The following is a 20,751-nucleotide window of genomic DNA, read 5'->3' as shown; positions in this document are numbered from 1 at the left end:
GTCAGACCCCGATCGCCCGGCCGACGAGGTCGCGGTGATGGGCGGGGGTCCCCAGCAGGAACTCGCCGCTCTTCGCCCGCTTGTAGAACAGCTGGGCGGGATGCTCCCAGGTGAACCCGATTCCGCCGTGCAGCTGAATGGCCGCCCCGGCCGCGTGGGTGAACGTGTCCGAACAGACCGCCTTCGCCACGGACGCAGCCAGCTCGACCTCGGGATCGCGCTCGGCCACGGCCCGCGCGGCGTCCTGTGCCGCCGACCGCGCCGACTCGAGGGCGACGAGCACGTCCGCCAGCTTGTGCTTCACGGCCTGGAAGGTGCCGATCGGCCTGCCGAACTGGTGCCGGACCTTCGCGTAGTCGACCGTCATCTCCAGGACCCGTAGCGCTCCGCCGACCTGCTCGGCCGCCAGGGCCACCGCGGCGAACCGCAGTGCCCGCCGCACCCCCTCCCAGGCCTGTCCGCTGCGGCCCACCAGCACGGCGGGCGTCGACTCGAACGTGACGTGCGAGAGCGGGCGGGTCAGGTCCAGCGTCAGCTCGACGTCCACCGCGCAGCCCGGGGCCCGCGGCTCGACCGCGAAGAGCGAGAGTCCGTCCGAGGTGTGTGCGACGACCAGCAGCAGGTCGGCAACGTGTGCGGTCGGGACGAAGCGCTTTCGGCCGGTCAGGGTCCACCCGGCTCCGTCCGGCTCGGCCCGCATCCGGACGGCGGTCTCGTCCCAGCCGCCCTCCTCCTCGCCGAGCGCCAGCGTCGCGATCAGCTCACCACCGGCGATCGCCGGCAGGTACCGCTTGCACGCCTCCTCGTCCCCGCTCTCCAGCAGGACGTTCGCGGCCAGCGCGATGGTGGCGAAGAACGGCGAAGGCAGCAACGCCCTGCCCATCTCCTCGAAGACCACGCACAGCTCCTCGTAGCCGAACCCGGCGCCGCCGTGGGCCTCCGGGACCCCCATCCCCTGCAGGCCGAGCTGATCGGCCATCAGTGCCCAGACCTCGCGGTCGTACCCTGCGGGATCCTCCATGAGCCTGCGAACGTCGGCCTCGGTGGAGCGTCGCTCGAGGAACTGCCGGACCACCCGGCGGAGGTCCTCGCGGGCGTCGTCGACGCCCATGGTGTCGGTCATGTCAGCCCCGTGGGATCTGGGAGAAGGGGAGGTGCTTGTCGCTGCGCGGTTCCGGCGGCAGGCCGAGCACCCGGTCGGACAGGATCGTGCGCATGATCTCCGACGTGCCGCCCTCGATCGTCTGCGCCCGCGAGCGCAGGAAGCGGCGCCGGAGATCGGCCTCGTCACGCCGCCGCAGCGACTCCTCGGTGTAGGCGTGCGGTTCGTAGGAGTCGTAGAGCAGGCTCTCGTCACCGAGCAGGTCCAGGCAGAACTCCAGGGCGTCCTGGTTCAGCTCGGCGTAGACCAGCTTGCCGATCGAGCCCTCGGGCCCGGGGATGCCCGCCGTCCGGTTGGCGGCGGCACGGACGGTGTTGAGCCGCTGGACCCGCGCCCGGATCCACAGGTCGATCATCCGGGTGCGCAGCTCCGGGGCCCGCTCGCGTCCGTGGTAGAGGTCCAGTGCGATCTCGGCGGGCCCCTTCTCGTCGCGCTGCCGGTTGAACAGGACGCGCTCCTCCATGAGCGTCGTCATCGCGACCTTCCAGCCCGCCGACACCGCACCGACGCGCGCGGAGTCGGGGACCCGGACGTCGGTTAGGTAGACCTCGTTGAACTCGGCCTCGCCGGTCATCTGGCGTAGTGGCCGCACCTCGACGCCCGGTGCGTGCATGTCCAGCAGGAAGTAGGTCAGGCCGCGGTGTTTGGGCAGCTCGGGATCCGTGCGGACGATCAGCATCCCGATGTCGGAGATGGTCGCCATCGAGCTCCACACCTTCTGCCCGTTGACGATCCAGTCGTCGCCGTCGCGCACGGCGCGGGTATTCAGACCCGCGAGGTCCGACCCGGCGCCGGGCTCGGAGAAGAGCTGACACCAGCGCTCGTCCCCGACGAACAGCGGCCGCAGGTAGCGCTCCTGCTGCGCCCGGTCCCCCCAGGCGACCACGGTCGGGGCACCCATCGCATAGCCGAGCCGGTTGGTCTCGGCGCCGTCGGGCGCCCCCGCCTCCGCCAGCCGTAGGACGACGTCGCGCTGCAGCTGCGGCGCGAGGCCCAGCCCACCCAGCCCGATCGGGAAGTGCACCCAGGCCAGCCCGGCGTCGAACTGGGCCGCCAGGAAGTCCCGCCACGGGGTCCGCGCGGGCGGATGGTCGCGCAGGAGCTCCGCGGTGCGCTCCCGGACGAGGCCGGCGTCGGAGGTCGCGGTGGCGCCCATCAGATGAACCCCTCCGCCCGGAACGCGCCGTCGCGCCAGTCGAGGGCCGCCTGCAGCCCACCCTCGTCGAGCTTCTCGCGGAAGGTGCGCGCCCCGGGCCGGACACTGCCACTGAACGAGTGCCAGGACCAGGACTGGTCGAAGTGGGTCTTCATGCCCTGGATCTCGTAGGCCTGGTTGACCGAGTGCTTGTTCGCGGACAGCAGCGCCGGGGCGATCGACGAGATCGCGCGCAGCTCGCGCGACGTCTCTTCCTCGAGCCGGTCGGCGGGGAAGGACTTCACGACCCAGCCCATCCGGGCGGCCTCGGCGCCGGTGACCGAGTTGCCGGTGAGCTGCAGGTACTTCGCGTGTGCCATGGTCATCTTCCACGGGAAGTACGGCACGTCCGGACTGGTCATACCGCGCATCGGCGGGTAGCCGATCCGGGCATCGTCGGCCACGAAGGCGATGTCGCACATCGACATCAGCTCGGTGCCGCCCGCCAGGCAGTGCCCGTGCACCATCGCGACGACGGGCTTGAGCAGGTCCCAGATCGTGTACCAGTCCCGCACGCAGCTGCGCGCCCACTGGTCGGTCCAGCCGTCGAACTCCGCCGCGTCCACCCACCGTTCGGGCCGGATCCCGTCGTCGCGGTAGTAGTCCCGGGTCTGCTTGCCGCTGGTCTTCGGGCCCGTCGACAGGTCGTACCCCGCGCTGAACGACGGCCCGTTGGCCCGGATCAGCACGACCGCGACGTCGTCGTCGGCCTCGGCGGTGCGTAGTGCGTGGATGATCTCGCGGCGCATCAGGTAGCTGAGCCGGTTGCGCTTGTCGGGGACGTTCAGGGTGATCGTCGCCAACCGGTCGGCCACCGAGTAGAGGATCTCCTCGTAGGCCGCCGGGGTGTCTGTCGTGGTCACGAGCGGTCCGATCTGGTGAGGGGGTCGGGCGGGTCGATGCGGGCCCGGAGCTCCCGTTTGAGCACCTTGCCCGCGGCGTTGCGCGGTAACGGGTCCGGACCGATGAGGAACCGGGTGGGGATCTTGAAGGGGGCCAGCCGGAGGCCGGCGTGGTCGCGCAGGTCCGCGGCGGTCACCACCGCACCCGGCCGGACCTGCACGATCGCGGCGACCTCCTCGCCGAGCAGCGGATGGGGCACACCGACGACGGACACGTCCTCGACGCCCGGGTGATCGCCGAGCCGTTCCTCCACCTCGGCGCAGTAGACGTTCTCACCGCCCCGGATCACGACGTCCTTGATCCGGTCCACGATGAACACGAAGCCCTCGGCGTCCCGGCGGACCAGGTCGCCGGTGCGGAACCAGCCGTCCGGGCCGAACGCTCCGGTGTCCTGGCCCCAGTAGCCGCGGGCGACGTTCGGGCCGCGGAACCAGGCCTCACCGACCTCGTCGGTCCCGACGTCCGCGCCGTCCGCCCCGACGACCCGAACCTGCGACGTCGGGAAGGGCCGCCCGACGGACAGCGGGCGGCGGAAGTAGTCGCGCGAGCCGATCATCATCATCGCGCCCGTGGTCTCGGTGAGCCCGTACCCGGTCCCGGTCCCCGTGCGACCCTCGAACAGGGTCTTGATCCGGCCGACCAGCGCCGCGGTGGACTGCGCGCCACCGGTGGCCAGGGTGCGCAGCGATGGCAGCCGCACGCCGGTCCGCTTGACCTCGTCCATCAGCTGCCGGGCGACGGACGGGACGGCGGTGAGCGAGTCGACCCGCTCGCGTTCGATCAGCTCGACGGCCCGGCGTGGGTCCCAGCGGTACATCAGGACCAGGTGCAGCCCGGTGACCGCGGCCGAGACGACCCGGGGCAGGTAGGCGACATGGAACAGCGGTCCTGTGACCAGCATCGTCGGCCGCTCCGGGGGCGGCGGCGGGGCCTCGCCGCGGGCCCGGGCGAGCTCGGCCTCCACGAGCGCGTGCACCCGCATGTTCATCAGCGTCGTGAGGTGGGCACGGTGGGTGGCCACCGCGCCCTTGGGGCTGCCACTGGTTCCCGAGGTGTAGAGGATCGTGGCGTCGTCGTCCGGGTCGAGCGGCACGGTGGCCGGGTCGAACCGGCGGTGCTCCCCCGCCAGCACGGCCACCCACTCGTCGTCCCCGCGCACGGTCGCACCCGGGCGGACCTCGACCACGGCGAGCAGGTCGGGCAGCTCGGCCCGCCGGGCCTGGACGCCCTCGGCGCGCTCGCGGTCCGCGACCAGCACCCGGGCGGCGCAGTCGGCGAGGGCACCGGCCAGCTCGGCGCCGGTCCACCAGCCGTTGAGGGGCACGCAGACGGCACCGACGCTCACCGCCGCCGCGAAGACCACGATCCACTCCGGGTAGTTCCGCATCGCGACGGCGACACGGTCGCCCTTGCGGATCCCGTACCGGTCGACCAGCAGCGTGGCGAACCGGCCCACGAGATCCTGGTGCTCCGCCCAGGTGCGGTGCTCGTCCTCGTGGGTGAGGGCGAGCCGCTCGCCCCAGCGCCCTCCCCCCGCCAGGACCTCGCGCAGGCTGGCGGGGGCGTGGACGTAGACGGGCAGCTCGACGCCCCGGACGCGCGCGTGGCGGAGGGCGAACTCACCGTCCCCGCCGGTCAACCGGGCGATGATCGCGGCGCGGCGTTCGGTCTCGTTCACTCGCCGACTCCTTCGCGGCGGCCCGGGCGGCGCCACGATGCGCTCCTGGCGGGCTGCCTGCACTCGGTGACCGATGTTATCGTACAGGATACCAAACCAGTAGTACTGGATCCCATCTAGCGTCCTGTCCAGAGCGGGGGCCGCTTCTCCAGGAAGGCCCGGGCCCCCTCGGCCGCGTCCACCGAGGCGCGCACGCGCGCCGCGAGATCCGCCTGCCTGCCGAACCCGGTGGCGTCCGCCGACCACCCTGCTGTAAGGACCCGTTTCGTCGCGGCGACCGCGAGCGGGCCGTTCGCGGCGACCCGGGCGGCGAGGTCGCGCGCGACGACGAGTGCCTCCCCGTCCGCGACGAGGCGGTTCACCATGCCGAAGCGGTGCATCTCGGCGGCGGGGTACCGGTCTCCCAGCAGCGCGATCTCCATCGCCCGGTGGTGCGGGACCCGAGCAGGGAGCCGGAGCAGACCCCCGCCTGCCGCGATGAGCCCGCGTTTCACCTCCGGCAGGCCGAAGACCGCGGACCGTGCCGCGACGACCAGGTCGCACGCCAGCGCGATCTCCATGCCACCGCCCAGCGCGGGCCCCTCGACGGCGGCGATCAGCGGAGTGGCGGGAGGCCGTTGCACCACCCCCGCGAAGCCACGGCCCTCGACCGTCGGCCGCTCCCCTGCGCCGAACGACCGGAGATCCATCCCCGCGCAGAAGAACCCGCCCGCGCCCGTGATGATCCCGGCCCGCAGCCGCGGATCGGCGTCGAGCCGGTCCATCGCCGCGGCCACGCCCTCCGCCACGGCGCGGTTCACGGCGTTGCGGACCTGCGGGCGGTTGATCGTCACCAGCAGGACGCCGTCGGCGGCCTCGACCAGTACCGCGTCACCCCGCGTCGAGGGTTCGTCCGCACGCTCGTTCACGCCTGCACCGCACCAAGCATTTCGTTGGTGTGCTCGCCGAGCAGCGGGGTCGGTGTCGTGCCTGCGGGGGTGAACCCGCGGTACCGGGCGGGGGTGCGGACCGCGAGCTCGGTGCGGTCCCCCTCCCCCACCGTGACGGCCAACCCGGCCTCGGCGAACGCGGCCGAACGGATCACCGAGCTCCAGCTGCGGACCGGCGAGGCCATCACGCCCGCCGCGGTGAGGATCTCCACCCACTCGGCCACGGTGTGCCCGGCCAACGCCTCCTCCAGTGCGGCGGCCAGCTCGACCGGATGGCGGGACCGTTCGACCTGGTCGCGGAACCGGGGGTCGGTGCGCAGGTCGGGACGACCGAGGGTCTCGGTGAGCAGGGTCCAGTGCTTCGGCACGTAGGCGAAGAGCATCAGCCAGCCGTCGGCCGCCCGGAACGGACCGGACGGGGCGACGGCCAGCGACGCCCGCCCGGTCTCGGTCAGGTGGGCGTGCTCCGGCGCGGTGTGCAGTTGGCGGGTGACGTGGGGCGCCTGCAGACTCACCGCCACGTCGTAGAGGGCGACCTCGACGACGTCCCCCTCGCCGTGGCGCTCTCGGGCCAGCAGCGCGGCCAGGATCGCCTGCGCCAGCACGTGCCCGCTGCCGGCGTCGACGACGGTCGGCGCAGGTAGCAGTGGCGCGCCGCCCGCGCCGACCAGGCCGGTGAGCAGGCCGGACTCGGCCTGGATCAGCGCGTCGATCCCCGGTCGCCGGTGTTGTGCGCCGTCCCCGGAGAAGGCGGAAAGCGAGGCGTACACGAGGCGGGGGTTGCGCCGGCGCAGCACGTCGGCGCCCAGCCCGAGCCGGTCGAGGACCCCGGGTCGGAAGCCCTGCACGAACACGTCCGCGGTGTCGGCCAGGGCCAGCAGCCGCGCGACGTCCTCCTCGCTGCGCAGGTCGAGCACTACCGACTTCTTGCCCCGGTGGTGGGGCAGGAAGTACGGCCGCAGCTCCTCCTGACCGGGGATCGTCGAGCGGATGTTGCGGCCCGCCTCACCGGTGGGCGGTTCGATCTTGACGACCTCGGCGCCGAGGTCGACGAGCACCTGCCCCGCGAGCGGGCCGGCCACATTGGACGTCAGGTCGAGGACCCGCATCCCGGTCATCGGGCGGCGGTCGGTCACGGTCCCTCCAGGGTGCCGACGGGGTACGACGCGCCTTCGGCCGGGTGCGCGAAGACGATGCGGACGGCTGATCCGGTCGTGGGCTCGACCGGGTCCGCGCCGGTGAGCCTGACCTGGAGCCACGGGCCCTCGACCAGCTCGACCAGTGCGGTGCGGAACGGCAGGGCGTCGGCGAAGGCCGGGTGCGGTGCCGCGTGCACAACGGCCCACGACACGAGGTGGCCGTGACCCGCGGCAACGACCCAGTCCAGTGCGCCGCAACAAGTCTCGACATCCGGTGGGTGCCAGGCGCCGCAGGACGTGCAGCGCGGGAGCACCAGCCGGTCCTGCGCGGCGGCGGCGAAGAAGGGGGCGGTCGCGGCGTCGGCCTCGATCGCGGGCCCGGGGACGGTCATCGTCGCCCCTCCCGAGGATGCGGGGAAAGGATCACGGTCGAGTGGTGGTCGAGGATGCCGCCGTTGCCGCTCACCATGACCACATCGCGGCGCGGGACCTGGCGCTCGCCCGCCCGGCCACGGGCCTGGATCACGGCCTCGGTGAGCGGCGTCATCCCCCAGAGGTAGTACCCGGAGAGCTGGCCGCCGCCGGTATTCACCGGCAGTGAGCCACCGGGTGCGGTGTGGCCTGCGGCGACGAAGGGCCCGCCCTCGCCTTTAGCGCAGAAGCCGTAGTCCTCCAGCGTGACGACGACGGTGTAGGTGTAGCAGTCGTAGAGCTCGAGCAGGTCGACGTCCTCCACCCGCAGCCCCGCCCGCCGCAGGGCCTCGAGTCCGGAGGTCGCGGCGCCCGCCGTCAGGCCGAAGCCGGACCCGCGGGCGGCCGGATGGCCGGGGTGGCCCTGCCCGAGGCCGAGGACGTGCACCGGCGGCTGGGCCAGGTCGGCCGCCCGGCCCGCCCGGGTGACGACAACCGCGGCACCGCCGTTGGAGACCAGGCAGCAGTCGAGCAGGTGCAGCGGCTCCGCGATCCACCGGGAGGCCTGGTGCTGCTCCAGGGTAAGCGGCTCGCGCCGCTGCGCGAGCGGATTGAGCGCGGCCCACCCCCGCTGCGCGACGGCCACGGCACCGAACTGCTCGCTCGTGGTGCCGTAGGTCTGCATGTGCCGACGGGCGGCGAGCGCGTACAGGACCGTCGGGTTCCCGCCCGCGACCGTGCGCAGGGCGGCGGCGCCGCTCGACGCGTACCGGCGGCGGGCGGCGTAGGCGGCCCCGGCGGACTCCCCCGCGCGGAGCGGGGCATCGGCGAAGACGCAGGCCACCACGTCGGCGAGCCCACAGGTCACGGCCGCGGCAGCATGGCCCAGCATCACACCGGCGGTGGCGCCGAAGGCCTGCATCTCACTCAGCAGCCGCAGGTCACGCCGGCCGAGCCTGCGCTGCAGGGAGACGTCGACGTCCCGCGTCGTGCCCGAACTGACCAGCAACCCGTCGACGTCGGCGAGGGTGAGGCCTGCGTCCGCGACCGCGCGACGCACGGCGTCCGCGGCGAGGTCCGGTGCACTGCGGCCGTAGACCCGGCCGACGTCGGTGATCCCGAGGCCGACGATCACGGCGTCCATTCGGGAGCCTCTCTGTTTCATATTTGGAACAGTGTGCTACATTCGCAACGTGACTGTAGAAAGGCCGCCGGACGGGCGTCAAGGCTCGCCTGCCGTCGACTCGGCCGCGCGGATCCTGGAGCTGCTCAGCCGCTACCGCACACGGGCCAGCACCCTGTCCGAGATCGCAGCCGCGCTCGACCTGCCCAAGAGCACCGCGCTCCGGATCCTGCGCACACTGCAGGCGCACTCGCTGGTCCAGCACGACGAGGAGACGCGGCGCTACCAGCTCGGGTTCTTCACCGCGGTCCTCGGATCCCGCGCCGCCGAGGGGCTGGACTCGTTCACCAGGACCCGTCCGTTCCTCGTCGAGATCAGTGAGCGGACCGGGCTGACCGCCGCGCTGATCCAGCGGGCGTCGGCGGACCGGCTGATGTACGTGGCCAAACAGCACGGCGTCGGCCCGAGCACGGTGCACATCTCCGTCGGCAACCGGTTCCCGATGTTCGAGGTCTCGTTCAGCCGATGGTGGGTCGCCTTTAGCGCCCCGGAGGAGCGAGAGGCGCTCGTCCCGGCGACCCTGCCGGCGGTCACCGACCGCGCCCCCACGGACCGCGAGGCCTATCTGCGCGACTGCGCCGAGCTGGGACCGCACAGCGTGCTCGTGACGCGGGACGAGTACGTGCCCGGCGTGTTCACCTCCTCCTGCGCCGCCCTGGACCCGCGGGGACAGCTGGAGGGCGTGGTCGTCGCGCTGGGGTTCTCCCAGTCCGTCGACGACGCCGCCGAGCGGACCGTCCGCGCGGTCATGGCCGACGCAGCCGTGCGTCTGAACACCCACGGCGCGCTCTGATGAATCCATTATTGACCTTAATGGATCCCATCTCGTAGGCTGATACGGCCGTCGGCCATCGGGAGACCACATGACGCAGGACCTGCCGTTCACCGGGGTGGTGGTCGTCGATCTGAGCCAGGGCATCGCCGGCCCCCTCGCCACGATGATGCTCGCCCAGTACGGCGCCACCGTGATCAAGGTGGAACCGCCGGGTGGGGACTGGCTGCGCGCCCCCGCACGGGTTCCGGGTGGCAACACCGGGGTCACGGTCTCGGGCAACATGGGCAAGCGCAGCATCTGCGTCGACCTCAAGTCCGAGCGGGGCGCGGAGATCCTGCGCCGCCTCATCGCGGGCGCCTCGGTGTTCGTTGAGTCCTACCGCCCGGGCGTCATCGGACGGCTTGGGTTCTCCTACGAGGACGTCACCACGCTGAACCCGGAAATCGTCTACGCCTCGGTGTCCGGCTTCGGACAATCCGGCCCGCACGCGCAGCGTCCGGCGATGGATCCCGTCCTGCAAGCTTACGCAGGTCTCATGGCCGAGCACGGGACCTTCCTCGACCGTCCGCACCGTCTGATCACGATCCCGGTGGATCTCACCGCGGCGTTGTTCACCTTCTCGGCCCTCTCGGTTGCGCTGTACGGCAAGCGGAGCCACGGGAAGGGCGCCTACCTCGACCTGAACCTGCTCCAGGCGGCGGCCTGGCTGGACCTGCACGCCCTGCACGAGCGGCTGCTCCACGACGGCAGGCTCGCCCCCCAGCCGACGATCTACGGGAACTACCGCACCGCGGACGGGGAAATCTTCCTCGCGGCGCTCAACGAGACCGAGTGGGCCAGGGTGCGCGCCGCCCTCGGGGACGACAACCGCCTCGTCGCCGACCGGTTCCGCCCCTACGGCGCGCTGCGGGCCCCCGAGCCGCACACCGGCGCCTCGGCGGAGCTGCGTGCCCTCGTCGCGGAGCTGCTGCTCGGAGGGACCACCGCGGAGTGGGTCGAGCGGTTCAACGCCCATCGGATCATGTGCGCGCCGGTCAACGACTCACTGACCTTCCTGCGGGACCCCCACGTCGAGCAGCTCGGGCTCTTCGAGCACCTGACCCAGCCGGGGCTCGACACCCCCGTGCCGATCCCGGGTCTGCCCGGGCCCGTCCCCATCCCCGAGGGCTCCCCGCGCTCGGTCTCCCCGCTCGCGGGCGCCGACACCGCGGATGTCCTCGCCGAGCACGGCTTCGCGGCGGCGGAGATCGAGGAGCTGCTCGCCGCGGGGGTCGTCGTGTCCTTCGCGGACTCGGCGGCCGTGGCCGCCGAGTAGCGGTGTCGAGCAGCGGTGGGGCTCACGGGGCGAACACGACGCCTGCCCCGTGCAGCCGGTCGATCTCGGCGACCGAGAGCCCCCCGAGGCCGAGCAGCTCGCGGGCCCCCTCCCCCAGCGCAGGCGTCCGGGCGACGTCCCCGACGCCACGGGGTCCGAGTCGCAGCGGCGCCGCGGGGGCCTCCACCACCGAACCGTCCGGGTGCTGCATCCGCGTCACCCCGGCACGCTCCCGCACGTGCGGCAGCTGCAGGCCCTCGGCCACGCTGAGCACCGGCGACACGCAGACGTCCTCCTCCCCGAACAGGGCCAGCCACTCCGCCCGGGTCCGGGTCGCCAGCACCTCGGCGACGGTGGCGCGCAGCCGGTCCTGTCGGGCGCGGTCGTGCTGGGCGCCCTCGTCGTCGATCCCGGTGAGCGCGCAGAACCGCCGCCAGAAGCGTTCTTCGAGCGCCGCCACCGCGAGCGGCTCACCGTCCGCGCACTGGTAGACGGCGTAGCAGGCGAGCTCCCCGTTGAGCATGCTGGTCTGGGGGCCCACCTCGCGGCCCAGCATCAGGGCCTGTGCCTGCGCGACGACCAGCGAGAACATCGCACCGTCGAACAACGAGGACTCGGCGACCACGCCCCGACGGGTCCGACCGGCCTGGTGCACCCCGCTCACCGCGGCCAGCGCGGCGAGGCTCGCGGCGAGCCAGTCGGCGACCTGCACCGGCGCCGGGGTCGGGTGCTCGTGGCGGGCCATCGACAGCACGCCCGCCATCGCAGCGTAGTTCAGGTCGTGCCCAGCCCGGGCGGAGAGTGGGCCTCCCGAGCCGTAGCCGGGCAGGGTGACGTAGCTCAGCGCGGGATTGCGCGGGCGCAGCGCGTCGGCACCCACCCCGAGCCGGTCGGCCACCCCAGGTCGCATGCCCTCGACCACGACGTCTACGGCATCGGCCACGGCGAGGTAGACCCGCCTGCCCTCCGGATGCCGGAAGTCCACCGGCAGACTCTTCTTGCCGCGGTCAAACACGAGGTGGTTGACGCCGATCCCCCGCACCAGCGGCTCCATGGTGCGGGCGTTGTCGCTGCCGTCGACGGGTTCGATCTTCCAGACGTCCGCCCCCAGCTCGGCGAGCAGCCACGTGGTGATGCATCCCACCCCGATCCAGGAGAGGTCCAGCACCCGGACGCCGGCGAGGGGCCCGGCCGCGTCCGCCACGGTCAGGGCACCAGGGAGGGTTGGAGCCCGTAGGACTCCACGAGCCGCCCCGCCTCGTCGTGGTCGTAGAGCAGGGCTGTCGAGTGCCGGAACAGCGCGTCGACCCGGTCCTCGGGACCGAACGGCCAGGTCCGGGCCTTGGCGGAGGCCACAATCCGGGTGTCCCCGACTTGTACGACCCAATCGCTGGTCTCACCGCTGTAGACGACGTCGGTGACCACGCCCGGGAGTCGCCCAAGGTCCGGAGCCACCGGCCCGGAACCCGGCGCGGCGAGAGTCACCTCGGTCGAGCGCAGGTACAGGTCGAAGTGGGTACCCGGCAGGTCACCCGCGACGGGCAGGTCGACCCGGACGTCCCCGCCCCCGACCGCCCAGCGTCCGTCCGGATCCCGGACGAGCTCCAGCTGGTTGCCGATGCCGAGGAACCGGGCGACGTAGGCGCTCGCGGGCCGGGAGAACAGGCTCGCCGGATCGGCCAGCTGCTCCACCTTGCCCTCCTTGAGGACCGCGACCACGGTGCCGAGCTGCATGGCCTCGGTCTGGTCGTGGGTGACGTAGAGCCCGGTGAACCCGAGGGTGCGGTGGAGGTCGCGCAGCTGATGACGCAGCTGCGCCCGCAGCCGGTAGTCGAGGTTGGACAGTGGCTCGTCGAAGAGCATCAGGCCCGGACGGGCTACGAGCGCGCGGGCCAGCGCGACGCGCTGCTGTTGCCCGCCGCTGATGGCCGACGGGATGCGATCCGCCAGCGCCTCGCACTCGACCAGCGCGAGCGCCTCGCGGGCCTGCCTGCTGCGCTCGTGGCTCTTCATCCCGCGCACTCGCAGGGGGTAGGCGACGTTCTGCTCGACCGTCATGTGCGGCCAGAGCGCGTAGTTCTGGAAGACCATCCCGATGCCCCGCTTGTGCGTCGGCACCTGGGTGCGGCCGTTCCGACCGAACATCAGCGAGCCGCCGATCTCGATCGTGCCGCCGTCCGGTGTCTCCAGGCCTGCCACGCAGCGCAGCAGGGTCGTCTTGCCACAACCGCTCGGCCCGAGCAACACCACCAGCTGCCCCTCGGACAGGGTGAGGCTCAGGTTGTCCACGGCCCGCACGCCCGCGGAGCCGAACCACTTCATCAGGCCGTCGATCCGTACTTCGCTCAACTCGGTGCTCCAGCGTTGTGAGGGTGGGCGGCTAGATCTTGTCGACGGTGTTGCCGCCGGCGATGAGCCAGGAGATCCCGATGCCGACCAGCGTCACCGCGAGCATGAGCAGCGACAGGACGGCGACGTTCGGTGCTGTACCGCTGACGGTCTCGTCGTAGAGCAGCGAGCCGATGACCCGCCGGGTCGGGGAGGTCACCATCAGGGACACGGTGAACTCGTGAGCGACGATGATCGTGATGAGGGCCGCGGCCACCCCCAGACCGCTGCGGATCAGCGGGAGGGTGATCCGCCAGGCCGTGCCCAGCGAGCCCGCTCCGGAGACCCGGGAGGCCTCGGAGTACTCCGGCCCGATCGCCGTGAGCGCGGAGAGCTGCGGCCGGATCGCGAAGGGGATCGTCAGCGTCACGTAGGCGACGACGACCATCGCGGTGGTGCCGTAGAGCATGAAGGGCGGCTCGGAGTAGGTGAAGAGGAAGGCGAAGCCGAGCAGGGACACCGGCATGCACAGCGCGATGCTGCCGAGGATGTCGATGGGCAGGCGGACGACGCCGGGGACCCGGGTGCGCTGCAGCAGCGCCACCGAGATCATGTAGCTCAGCGGCAGGACGACCGCCAGCGTCAGCAGCAGCGCGTTGAGCGTCGTCGTGATCGCGTCGACGGTGTTCTGGTTGCTCCAGACCGCCGTCCAGTTGTCCAGGGTGAACGTCGAGGGCTTGATCCGGCCCGACCAGAAGGGCGACAGGGAGACCGAGACGAGGGCGAACAGCGGCAGGACGACCGCGACGACGAGATAGGCGATGATCGGGACGAGGGCCCAGCCCGAGGCCTTCAGCCCGATCTGCCGGCTCCGGGCGGAGACGGACACGTAGCGCCGCTCGTCGCGCAGTGCGTTGCGCTGGATCAGGATCACCCCGAGCCCGATGACGAGCAGGGGGAACGCGAGCGCTCCCCCGAGGGCGTAGTCGACCGGGTAGTCGGCGGAGACCTTGTATACCGCCGTGCTGACGACGTCGATGCGGTCCGGTGTGCCGAGCAGCAGCGGGACGGTGAACTGGCCGAGCGCCAGCAGCAGCACGATCGCGGTGGAGTACACCAGGGCCGGTCGCATCATCGGCAGGGTGACCGTGAGGAACGTGCGCCCCGGCGACGCGCCGCACGCCGCGGCGGCGGCCTCCAGCTCGGCACCGCGCTGGCGCAGGCTCGCGCTGACGAACATGAAGACGAAGGAGGTGAGGATGGTCCCGGCCATCAGGATGATGCCGGCCATGGAGTACACGTCCAGCGGCCCGCTGTCCCCCGACCCAATACGCCACTCACGCAGGTACTGGTTGATGATCCCGGTCCGCGGCGACAGCAGGTAGGACCAGCCCTGGACGCTCGCGACAGAGGGCATCAGCAGAGGCACGATGGGCAGGAGCGACATCGCCTTGTACCACCGCCGGGGCACCCGCGTGATGCACCACGCGAGGCCGGTCCCGGCCACCACCGCGACGACCGTCGACCCAACCGCGATGATCACGGTGTTCAGGTAGATGCGGCCGAGATCGCGGTAGCCGAGCAGCCGGTCCACCGCGCCGGACAGGTCGTCGACGACCCGCGTCTCGAGCTTGATCAAGGGCCACAGGATCAGCGCGGCCATGACCAGGGCGAGCAGCGCCCACTGCCGGCCGGTGACCTTCGCTGGGGCCGTGGCCCGCTTGTCCGCCGGCCCCGGGGCGGCGGCCCTTTCCTGCGTCAGCGTCACGTCTGGGTTCCTCACTCACGGTCACACGGCACGGGCGACGACGAGCCGCGGACGTCTCCGTCCACGGCTCCCTGGGCCTGGTCAGCCCAGCCGCATCTTCGCGTTCCAGAGGTCGGTCACCCAGGACTTCTGCTCCGGGTTCAGCACCCCGTCGACGATGGTGGCGCCGTCCGGGATCGAGTGCATCGTCGTCGGGACGTCGCCCAGGTCGGCCAGGGCCAGCGGGGTCAGCAGCGAGCCGCTGCCGTTGAGCGCGACCTGGCCTGCGGGTGAGAGCAGCCAGTTCTGGAACACCTGGGCGGCATTGGGGTTCTTCGCCCAGCCGACGACGGCCGCGGTCACCGGCGTCGAGATCACCGGGTCGAGGGTCACGAACTCGACCGGCGCACCCTTGGCGGCGAGCGCCTCGATCGTGCCTTTGATGCTGTAGGCGCCGACGGCGACCTCACCCGACGCGATGTCGGTGGCGATCGTGGAGGGCGTGGTGTACAGCCGGGGCTCCAGGCCCGCGAGCTGGTTGACCGCGGCGTCTCCCCCCATCTCCTTGGCGGCGAAGTACCACCACTGCTCGGCGGCGGGCGACCCGGTTCCCGGGACGATCCCGAGCGCGCCCTTGAGCTGCGGCTGGAGCAGGTCCTTGTAGGTCCTCACCGAGGGGTTGCCGAGCTTGGCGAGCTGCTCGGTGTTGATCCCGGCGCCCAGCGGGGTCGCCGCGACCAGGACGTACGCCCCGTCGGCGTAGACGTGCTCGCTGCCCTTCCAGTACTTCTCCAGGGCCGGACCGGTGGACGCGACCAGCGCGCCGCGGTTCGCCTTGAGCCAGGGCTTGGTGGAGACGGTGATGACGTCCGCACCGACCACGCCCCCACCCTTCTCAGCGTCGAGCTTGGTCGTGAGCTCGCCGGAGGTGTACTTCGAGACGACGAGCTTGATGTCGGGGTAGGCCTTCGCCCACGCTGCTTCGAAGGCGGCGTTGACGCCGTCGGAGTTGCTGTAGAGGACCACCTGACCCTCCTGGACGGCTGCGTCGACGACGGCCTGCCAGGCCGGGCCGCCACCCTCATTCGGGTCGATCGCGGAGCCGGCAGCGTCGGCCGGCGCACCGCCGGACCCGCAGGCAGCGGTGAGCGCCAGTACGCCGGCGGCGAGGGCCGCCAGGACGACGGACTCGCGCTTTCGGGGAGAGAGCCTCAATGCCGTCTTCTCCTCATGTTCGGGCACGGACGGCGGCTGCGACTGACCGGGGTTCACACCGACGATCGACGCCGGGAGAACCGGACAGCATGCAGCAACTCGTCCGTCGAGGTGGGCGTGCTCATGGATCGAGGCGCGAACGCCTGCTGGTTGCGCTCGTCCCTGCAACGTAGCCAGGAGCGTAAGGACGGGATGTCTTCCCGTCAATATTGGATCCGAAGAGTACGTCTCTCCCTGGGCGCCGTCGGCCGCCTGCCACCTGTGCGTGCCGGCCCCTCGTCCTCCGCTTGTCCCCGAACGAGAGAAGCTACGGGCAGCTTCGCCGTTCGACCCGGGAGAACCTGGCCTCTCCTGCCAGGGCCCGCGCCTTGCGCGCCGACACGCCGCGTCCGATGGCGTGTCGTGGCACTACTTCACGTCGGCAAGACCGCATCCTTGAAGCGCGTCGGAAGGAGTTGGAGTCACAACTGAGATCACGACACCGGCGTGTCGTGACGAAACCGAACACGACTGCCGTGCTGAACTGGGTGGGCGCGGCAGGGATTGAACCTGCGACCTATCGGGTGTAAAGCGCGCGGCACTCCCCTCTCAGGCCTTCTACCAGCCACAACGACCGCGCCGAATCCCTCTCCAGCCCCTTCGGCAGCACCCTTGAACGTGATTTCGTGTCATGACTGGCGTCACGCGCGTGATGAACGAACTAAAGGTTGCGAGGCGCACGGCCGACGGGCGGCTTCGGGCGACGGACGACGGCTCCGCGTGCAGCGCCGAGTTGCTTTCGCAGTACGCGACGGAACGGTGTTCCCGTGTCAGTGTGCGGCAGCGACTCGCGAACGGTGCACACGGGCCGGAGCCGTCGCCGCTCGACAGGGCGCGGTGGACTTCCGCGCCCTGCTGGCCAACTGGTGGAGCGGGGCTTCGCGGGTCCGGTGACCGTGGAGCACGAGTCCCACCAGTTCGGCGACATCCGCCCGCCCGCGCAAGTCCTCACTCAAGCCGTGATTTCCTCCGAGGGGCCTCCCGGTTCGTTGTGGGACCGTCAGCCCACAGCACATGCGATCACAACGCACTTCCCCTTTCCTGCATGGACTCGCGCACGAGGGTGCCGTCTACCCGACCCGGTAGTCCACGCCCTGCTCCAATGAAAAGGAGCGTGGCGGCTGCGGCGGCGTGGCCGTACTCGAAGCACTGCGCGGTGCCCCGGGCCGAGGCGAGGGCCTCGTGCTCGGCGGACAGTCAGCGGCCCGCGGCGATCACGTCCTCGCCCCGCACGGGGACGAGGGTGGCGTAGGGCACCTCGTAGTAGTCGTCGAGCTGCCAGTGCAGCTTTGGCCGGTCGCCCGCGTGCAGCTCGATCGGCCACGGCGAGCGGACGACGCCGTCGGCGCGCCTGCGGCCGCGACGACGTCGCCATTGGTGAGGGTCTCGACGCCGACGATGCTGCGGGTCTGCCGGATGCCCGCCTCGGTGCCGGTGTCGACGACGTACACCTCCTCGCACCCGAGGACGTGCCGGCGCAGGAACGCGGTGTAGTCGCGGAGAACATCGTGGGGTTCTGGATCGCACCGTCGTCGCCGAAGTAGGTGCCGAGTCCGGCGCGCGCGATCACGGCGGCGTCGCCCGAGGCGTCGATGGTCCGTGCGGCGCGCACGACCGAACGCCCGGCCGTCGACTCGAGGACCACGGCGCGGTGCCGGTCGCCGTCGAGCAGCACCCCCATCACCGCGGTGTGCAGCAGCACGCGCGCCCTGGCCGCGGCGAGCAGGTCGTCCGCGACCTCCTTCCAGACGAGGGGATCATGCGCCTCTGTGTAAGTCTTGCTGTAGCGCAGGGGCGCGGTCAGCCCGCCCCGCCGCAGCAGCTCGGCGCGGAACCGGCCGGTTTCGCACTGCACCCCGCAGTCATGTGGAACGCTCGGGGCGGCGGCCCGGGAGTCACGGCCGCGCCTTGGGTCGCCGGCGAGGCCAGGAGCGTCGAGCCGGGCCGCGGTCAGGAGCGAGAGGTAAGCCCCGCGCGCGGTGCGCTGCGGGCGACCGCATGCCACGCCACAGCGATCGGCTCGACCAGCGCGACGCCCGAGGGATCGCCCCCGTCCGGTACCGGGACCACACAGTCCGGCGCGACGAGCACCCCCTCGGCGAGGCCGCCGTCGACTGTCGATCCGTGGAAGTGCTGCGGAATGCGCGGGCAGAGATGCACAGCGCCGAACACACACCACCGGCAATGACCACAGTGCAGATGAGGACGCACAGCGACCAGCGTGCCGCCCTCGGTCCAGCCGCCGAACTCCTGGCCGAGGGTCACCTTGGCGGCACTGGCGGCCACTGGGTGCAGGTCGCTTCCGCAGATCCCCGACGACGTCACCTACACGACGACTCCCGCTCCTTTCGGTTCCGGGCGTCGACGACGGGAATACCCGGCGGGGCCGGCCTGGACCGCACGCATCAGATCTGCTCCTGCAAGGCGGGCCGATGGAACGCGGCGAGCTGCGCGGCGGCGGCCGCCAGACCGAGCCCCGCTGCGACCGCGGTCGCCGCTGTTCCTCCGGCGAGGCGCCGATCTGCTCCGCAGACCCGGTCGATGCTCCAGCGACCGGGTCCGAGGCCCGCGATCGCGATCGCAGCCGTAGCCAGGTTCATGACGTACTCGTAGCCCTCCGCGGTGATGAAGAACCCGTTCGGCCGGTGAACGGAGTAGGCGGCCACGCCCATGGTGCCGACCACCGCCGCGGCCGCGAGCGGCGTGGCGGCTCCGGCTACCAGGGCCGCGCCCGAGCCGACCTCGACCACGGAGCTGGCGACAGCCTGCATGCGCGGCTGCCGGAAACCGATCGATCCGAACCACCCGGCCGTGCCGTCGAGTGTGCGGCCGTGTTTCACCCCGTGCGCGATCATCGTCCCGCCCACGGCGAGCCGGAGCAGGAGGCGAGCGGCCTGCCCGCCGACACTCGCGCCGGCCCCCGACGGGCACCGCTCCGCGACGGCCCGCCTGCCCCGGCCGCCACCCAGCTTCCTCATCCGAGCTCCGTTCAGTCGGTCGTGGCGCCGTCGACGCGGCCCCCTACGAGACGGCCGCCGCGGGATCAGCCGCTCCGCGAACGACATTGAGTATACTTCAAGGTAGCTCCCCGACAGTGCTCGAGTCCAGTCCGGCAGCGGCCTGAGGCAGCGTGACGCGCCGGTAGGACCAGCCTCGGAGCGCGCGATTAGCGGCCGAGAATCGAGGCAGTAGGACCGAAACCAGGTTCACGGCCTTGACGGCGCTCCGGAAGAGGACATAATTTCCCGCGTCCTATTGAGTTGGCTCTAAGCGCTGGACTAAGGCGCCGACCTGTCAATCCGCCTGGTCGATCCCGCTCACGTCTCGCGTGCCGGACGGTCCCGAACGAGATCTCGACGGAGAGGTCCCCATGCACAGGTCGATGCGTACGAGGTGGTGGGGAGCGCTCGCCGCGACCACCGCCCTGGCCCTGCTCACCGCTTGTGGCGCCAGCACCGCCGGCTCGGGCGGCGACGATCCGATCAAGGTGATGCTGATCAGTCAGCTGGAGTCGCCCGACTTCGCCTTCCCCGAGATCGAGTCCATGGCCCGGGCGGCAATCAAGCCGGTGAACGACGCCGGTGGTATCGGCGGACGTCAGGTCGAGCTCGAGGTCTGCAACGACCAGCGGGACGCCAACAAGGCGGCCACCTGCGCCCGCCAGGCCGTGAGCGACGAGGTCGACCTCGTCCTGGCGCCGTCCACCAACTTCGCGGGTTCGATCCTGCCGGTCCTCGAGCAGGCCGGGATCGCCTACACCGGCAACACCATCCTGTCCCCCGACGACGGCGTGAACCCGATGTCGTTCCCCTTGCTCGGCGGAACGCCTGCGGCCGGCGCCGCGATCGGGGTCGAGTTCACCAAGCGCGGATGTACCAGCGTCGGCGCGATCGGCTACGACAATGCCTCCTCGAACGGGTACATCAGCTACGTCGAGCGCGGGGTGAGGTCCGGCGGCGGCTCGTTGGTCGCGCAGGCCAGGGTCGCCCCGGGCACGCCGGACTACGCGCCCGCCCTCGCGTCCGTGCAGGCGGGCGGCGCGAAGTGCATCTTCCTCGCCCTGCCGCCGAACGAGTCCGCCAAGGTCCTCAGCGCGGTCGCACAGAGCCCGAACCGTCCGCTGCTCGGGGCCAGCACCGCGTCGATCCCCCAGCAGGTGATCTCGAGGGTCCCGGCGGGGGTCGTCGAGAACACGGTGCTGATCGGCACCACCTACACCTGGGCCGACGACGTCGAACCGATCCGGCGGATGAACGCCGAGGCTGCAGCCGCCGGGGTCCCGCAGGAGCAGGTCCGCGGCCCCTACGGGGTCCAGGCCTGGGCCGGCACCACGATCGCGATGGACACGCTCAAGTCCATCCAGGGGGGCGTCGACGCCGCGTCGGCACTCAAGGCGATGGGCACGATCCAGCAGCCTGCGAGCGGGCCGTTCGGCGCCTTCTCCACCGCGACCGAGTTCGGCGTGCAGGGGCTCAACCGGCTGTTCAACCGCAACACGCTGACCTACGTGGTCAAGAACGGCACCATCAACTTGGACAGCCCGGAGTGGCACAACATGACCGCTGCTCTCTCCGGCGCCCCGTCCTGACCTTCGTCCGACCGACGACGGGTCGCCCTGTCGCCCCGCATTCCGTGGTGGGGGGGCCCCGGCCCCCCCCCCCCCCCCCCAAATTGTAACCGAGATTCTTGACCAGCCGCAGCCCGCCCGCCCCCGGCCGACGCCGAGGTCGCC

17 protein-coding genes and 2 pseudogenes are annotated in these 20,751 nt (G+C 71.6%); 3 read left to right on the top strand and 16 right to left on the bottom strand.

What is annotated here, in order from left to right; genetic code table 11:
* Position 1: 1 nt before the first annotated feature.
* The 8 genes from AB0B41_RS30720 to AB0B41_RS30685 form a co-directional block, all read right to left on the bottom strand.
* Entirely contained in the window at positions 2 to 1,123 is a 1,122-nt protein-coding gene (locus AB0B41_RS30720; RefSeq protein WP_358209514.1) for an acyl-CoA dehydrogenase family protein, read from the bottom strand.
* 1 nt (position 1,124) lies between these two features.
* Positions 1,125 to 2,318, bottom strand: a complete 1,194-nt coding sequence (locus tag AB0B41_RS30715; RefSeq protein WP_358209512.1) for an acyl-CoA dehydrogenase family protein — start codon at positions 2,316 to 2,318, stop codon at positions 1,125 to 1,127.
* Positions 2,318 to 3,220 (bottom strand): enoyl-CoA hydratase-related protein, encoded by a 903-nt coding sequence (locus AB0B41_RS30710; RefSeq protein ID WP_358209510.1) that lies wholly within the window; start codon positions 3,218 to 3,220, stop codon positions 2,318 to 2,320. Before AB0B41_RS30710 ends, AB0B41_RS30715 begins: the two co-directional genes overlap by 1 nt.
* A complete protein-coding gene (locus tag AB0B41_RS30705) occupies positions 3,217 to 4,938 on the bottom strand; it encodes a class I adenylate-forming enzyme family protein (protein WP_358209508.1) in 1,722 nt (573 codons plus the stop codon). The genes AB0B41_RS30710 and AB0B41_RS30705 overlap by 4 nt, the downstream gene beginning before the upstream one ends.
* Before the next feature lie 116 nt (positions 4,939 to 5,054).
* Complete coding sequence (locus AB0B41_RS30700; protein ID WP_358209507.1) at positions 5,055 to 5,846, bottom strand: crotonase/enoyl-CoA hydratase family protein; 792 nt, start codon at positions 5,844 to 5,846, stop codon at positions 5,055 to 5,057.
* A complete protein-coding gene (locus AB0B41_RS30695) occupies positions 5,843 to 7,003 on the bottom strand; it encodes a CoA transferase (RefSeq protein ID WP_358209505.1) in 1,161 nt (386 codons plus the stop codon). The genes AB0B41_RS30700 and AB0B41_RS30695 overlap by 4 nt, the downstream gene beginning before the upstream one ends.
* Positions 7,000 to 7,398 carry an OB-fold domain-containing protein gene (locus tag AB0B41_RS30690; RefSeq protein ID WP_358209503.1) on the bottom strand — a complete coding sequence of 133 codons (399 nt, stop codon included), beginning with the start codon at positions 7,396 to 7,398 and terminating at the stop codon, positions 7,000 to 7,002. Before AB0B41_RS30690 ends, AB0B41_RS30695 begins: the two co-directional genes overlap by 4 nt.
* Positions 7,395 to 8,561 carry a thiolase family protein gene (locus AB0B41_RS30685; RefSeq protein ID WP_358209502.1) on the bottom strand — a complete coding sequence of 389 codons (1,167 nt, stop codon included), beginning with the start codon at positions 8,559 to 8,561 and terminating at the stop codon, positions 7,395 to 7,397. The genes AB0B41_RS30690 and AB0B41_RS30685 overlap by 4 nt, the downstream gene beginning before the upstream one ends.
* 49 nt (positions 8,562 to 8,610) lie before the next feature.
* On the opposite strand from AB0B41_RS30685, the gene AB0B41_RS30680 reads away from it, so the two are divergent.
* Together AB0B41_RS30680 and AB0B41_RS30675 are read left to right on the top strand one after the other, a co-directional pair.
* Entirely contained in the window at positions 8,611 to 9,393 is a 783-nt protein-coding gene (locus tag AB0B41_RS30680; protein WP_358209500.1) for an IclR family transcriptional regulator, read from the top strand.
* Between the two features lie 70 nt (positions 9,394 to 9,463).
* Positions 9,464 to 10,690 (top strand): CoA transferase, encoded by a 1,227-nt coding sequence (locus AB0B41_RS30675; RefSeq protein ID WP_358209498.1) that lies wholly within the window; start codon positions 9,464 to 9,466, stop codon positions 10,688 to 10,690.
* 22 nt (positions 10,691 to 10,712) lie between these two features.
* On the opposite strand, the gene AB0B41_RS30670 is transcribed toward AB0B41_RS30675, so the two are convergent.
* From AB0B41_RS30670 to AB0B41_RS30635, 8 genes and pseudogenes are all read right to left on the bottom strand, one after another.
* On the bottom strand, positions 10,713 to 11,894 hold the full coding sequence (locus tag AB0B41_RS30670; RefSeq protein ID WP_358209496.1) for a CaiB/BaiF CoA-transferase family protein: 1,182 nt from the start codon (positions 11,892 to 11,894) through the stop codon (positions 10,713 to 10,715).
* Positions 11,895 to 11,896: 2 nt separating this feature from the next.
* A complete protein-coding gene (locus AB0B41_RS30665; RefSeq protein WP_358209494.1) occupies positions 11,897 to 13,039 on the bottom strand; it encodes an ABC transporter ATP-binding protein in 1,143 nt (380 codons plus the stop codon).
* A gap of 31 nt (positions 13,040 to 13,070) precedes the next feature.
* Complete coding sequence (locus AB0B41_RS30660; protein ID WP_358209492.1) at positions 13,071 to 14,786, bottom strand: ABC transporter permease subunit; 1,716 nt, start codon at positions 14,784 to 14,786, stop codon at positions 13,071 to 13,073.
* An 81-nt stretch (positions 14,787 to 14,867) separates the two neighbouring features.
* Positions 14,868 to 15,980, bottom strand: a complete 1,113-nt coding sequence (locus AB0B41_RS30655) for an extracellular solute-binding protein (protein WP_358209490.1) — start codon at positions 15,978 to 15,980, stop codon at positions 14,868 to 14,870.
* A 1,236-nt stretch (positions 15,981 to 17,216) separates the two neighbouring features.
* Positions 17,217 to 17,500 (bottom strand): annotated as a pseudogene (locus AB0B41_RS30650) (FAD-dependent oxidoreductase).
* A gap of 117 nt (positions 17,501 to 17,617) precedes the next feature.
* Positions 17,618 to 17,874, bottom strand: a pseudogene (locus tag AB0B41_RS30645) (FAD-dependent oxidoreductase); the annotation flags it as partial.
* Positions 17,875 to 17,969: 95 nt separating this feature from the next.
* The gene (locus AB0B41_RS30640) at positions 17,970 to 18,344 is read right to left on the bottom strand and encodes an alcohol dehydrogenase catalytic domain-containing protein (RefSeq protein WP_358209488.1); all 375 of its coding nucleotides are present in this window, start codon (positions 18,342 to 18,344) and stop codon (positions 17,970 to 17,972) included.
* An 80-nt stretch (positions 18,345 to 18,424) separates the two neighbouring features.
* Positions 18,425 to 18,997 (bottom strand): DoxX family protein, encoded by a 573-nt coding sequence (locus tag AB0B41_RS30635; RefSeq protein WP_358209487.1) that lies wholly within the window; start codon positions 18,995 to 18,997, stop codon positions 18,425 to 18,427.
* A 404-nt stretch (positions 18,998 to 19,401) separates the two neighbouring features.
* On the opposite strand from AB0B41_RS30635, the gene AB0B41_RS30630 reads away from it, so the two are divergent.
* Positions 19,402 to 20,607 (top strand): ABC transporter substrate-binding protein, encoded by a 1,206-nt coding sequence (locus AB0B41_RS30630; protein ID WP_358209485.1) that lies wholly within the window; start codon positions 19,402 to 19,404, stop codon positions 20,605 to 20,607.
* Positions 20,608 to 20,751 lie beyond the last annotated feature (144 nt).

The sequence above is a fragment of the Pseudonocardia sp. NPDC049154 genome (genome assembly GCF_040648315.1).
Classification (GTDB): Bacteria; Actinomycetota; Actinomycetes; order Mycobacteriales; family Pseudonocardiaceae; genus Pseudonocardia.
This window is presented reverse-complemented; position numbering and strand designations above follow the sequence as displayed.

Coding starts and splice junctions, on each gene's coding strand:
- AB0B41_RS30720 (WP_358209514.1), bottom strand. CDS start 1,123: ATGACCGACACCATGGGCGTCGACGACGCCCGCGAGGACCTCCGCCGG.
- AB0B41_RS30715 (WP_358209512.1), bottom strand. CDS start 2,318: ATGGGCGCCACCGCGACCTCCGACGCCGGCCTCGTCCGGGAGCGCACC.
- AB0B41_RS30690 (WP_358209503.1), bottom strand. CDS start 7,398: ATGACCGTCCCCGGGCCCGCGATCGAGGCCGACGCCGCGACCGCCCCC.
- AB0B41_RS30685 (WP_358209502.1), bottom strand. CDS start 8,561: ATGGACGCCGTGATCGTCGGCCTCGGGATCACCGACGTCGGCCGGGTC.
- AB0B41_RS30675 (WP_358209498.1), top strand. CDS start 9,464: ATGACGCAGGACCTGCCGTTCACCGGGGTGGTGGTCGTCGATCTGAGC.
- AB0B41_RS30635 (WP_358209487.1), bottom strand. CDS start 18,997: ATGAGGAAGCTGGGTGGCGGCCGGGGCAGGCGGGCCGTCGCGGAGCGG.
- AB0B41_RS30630 (WP_358209485.1), top strand. CDS start 19,402: ATGCGTACGAGGTGGTGGGGAGCGCTCGCCGCGACCACCGCCCTGGCC.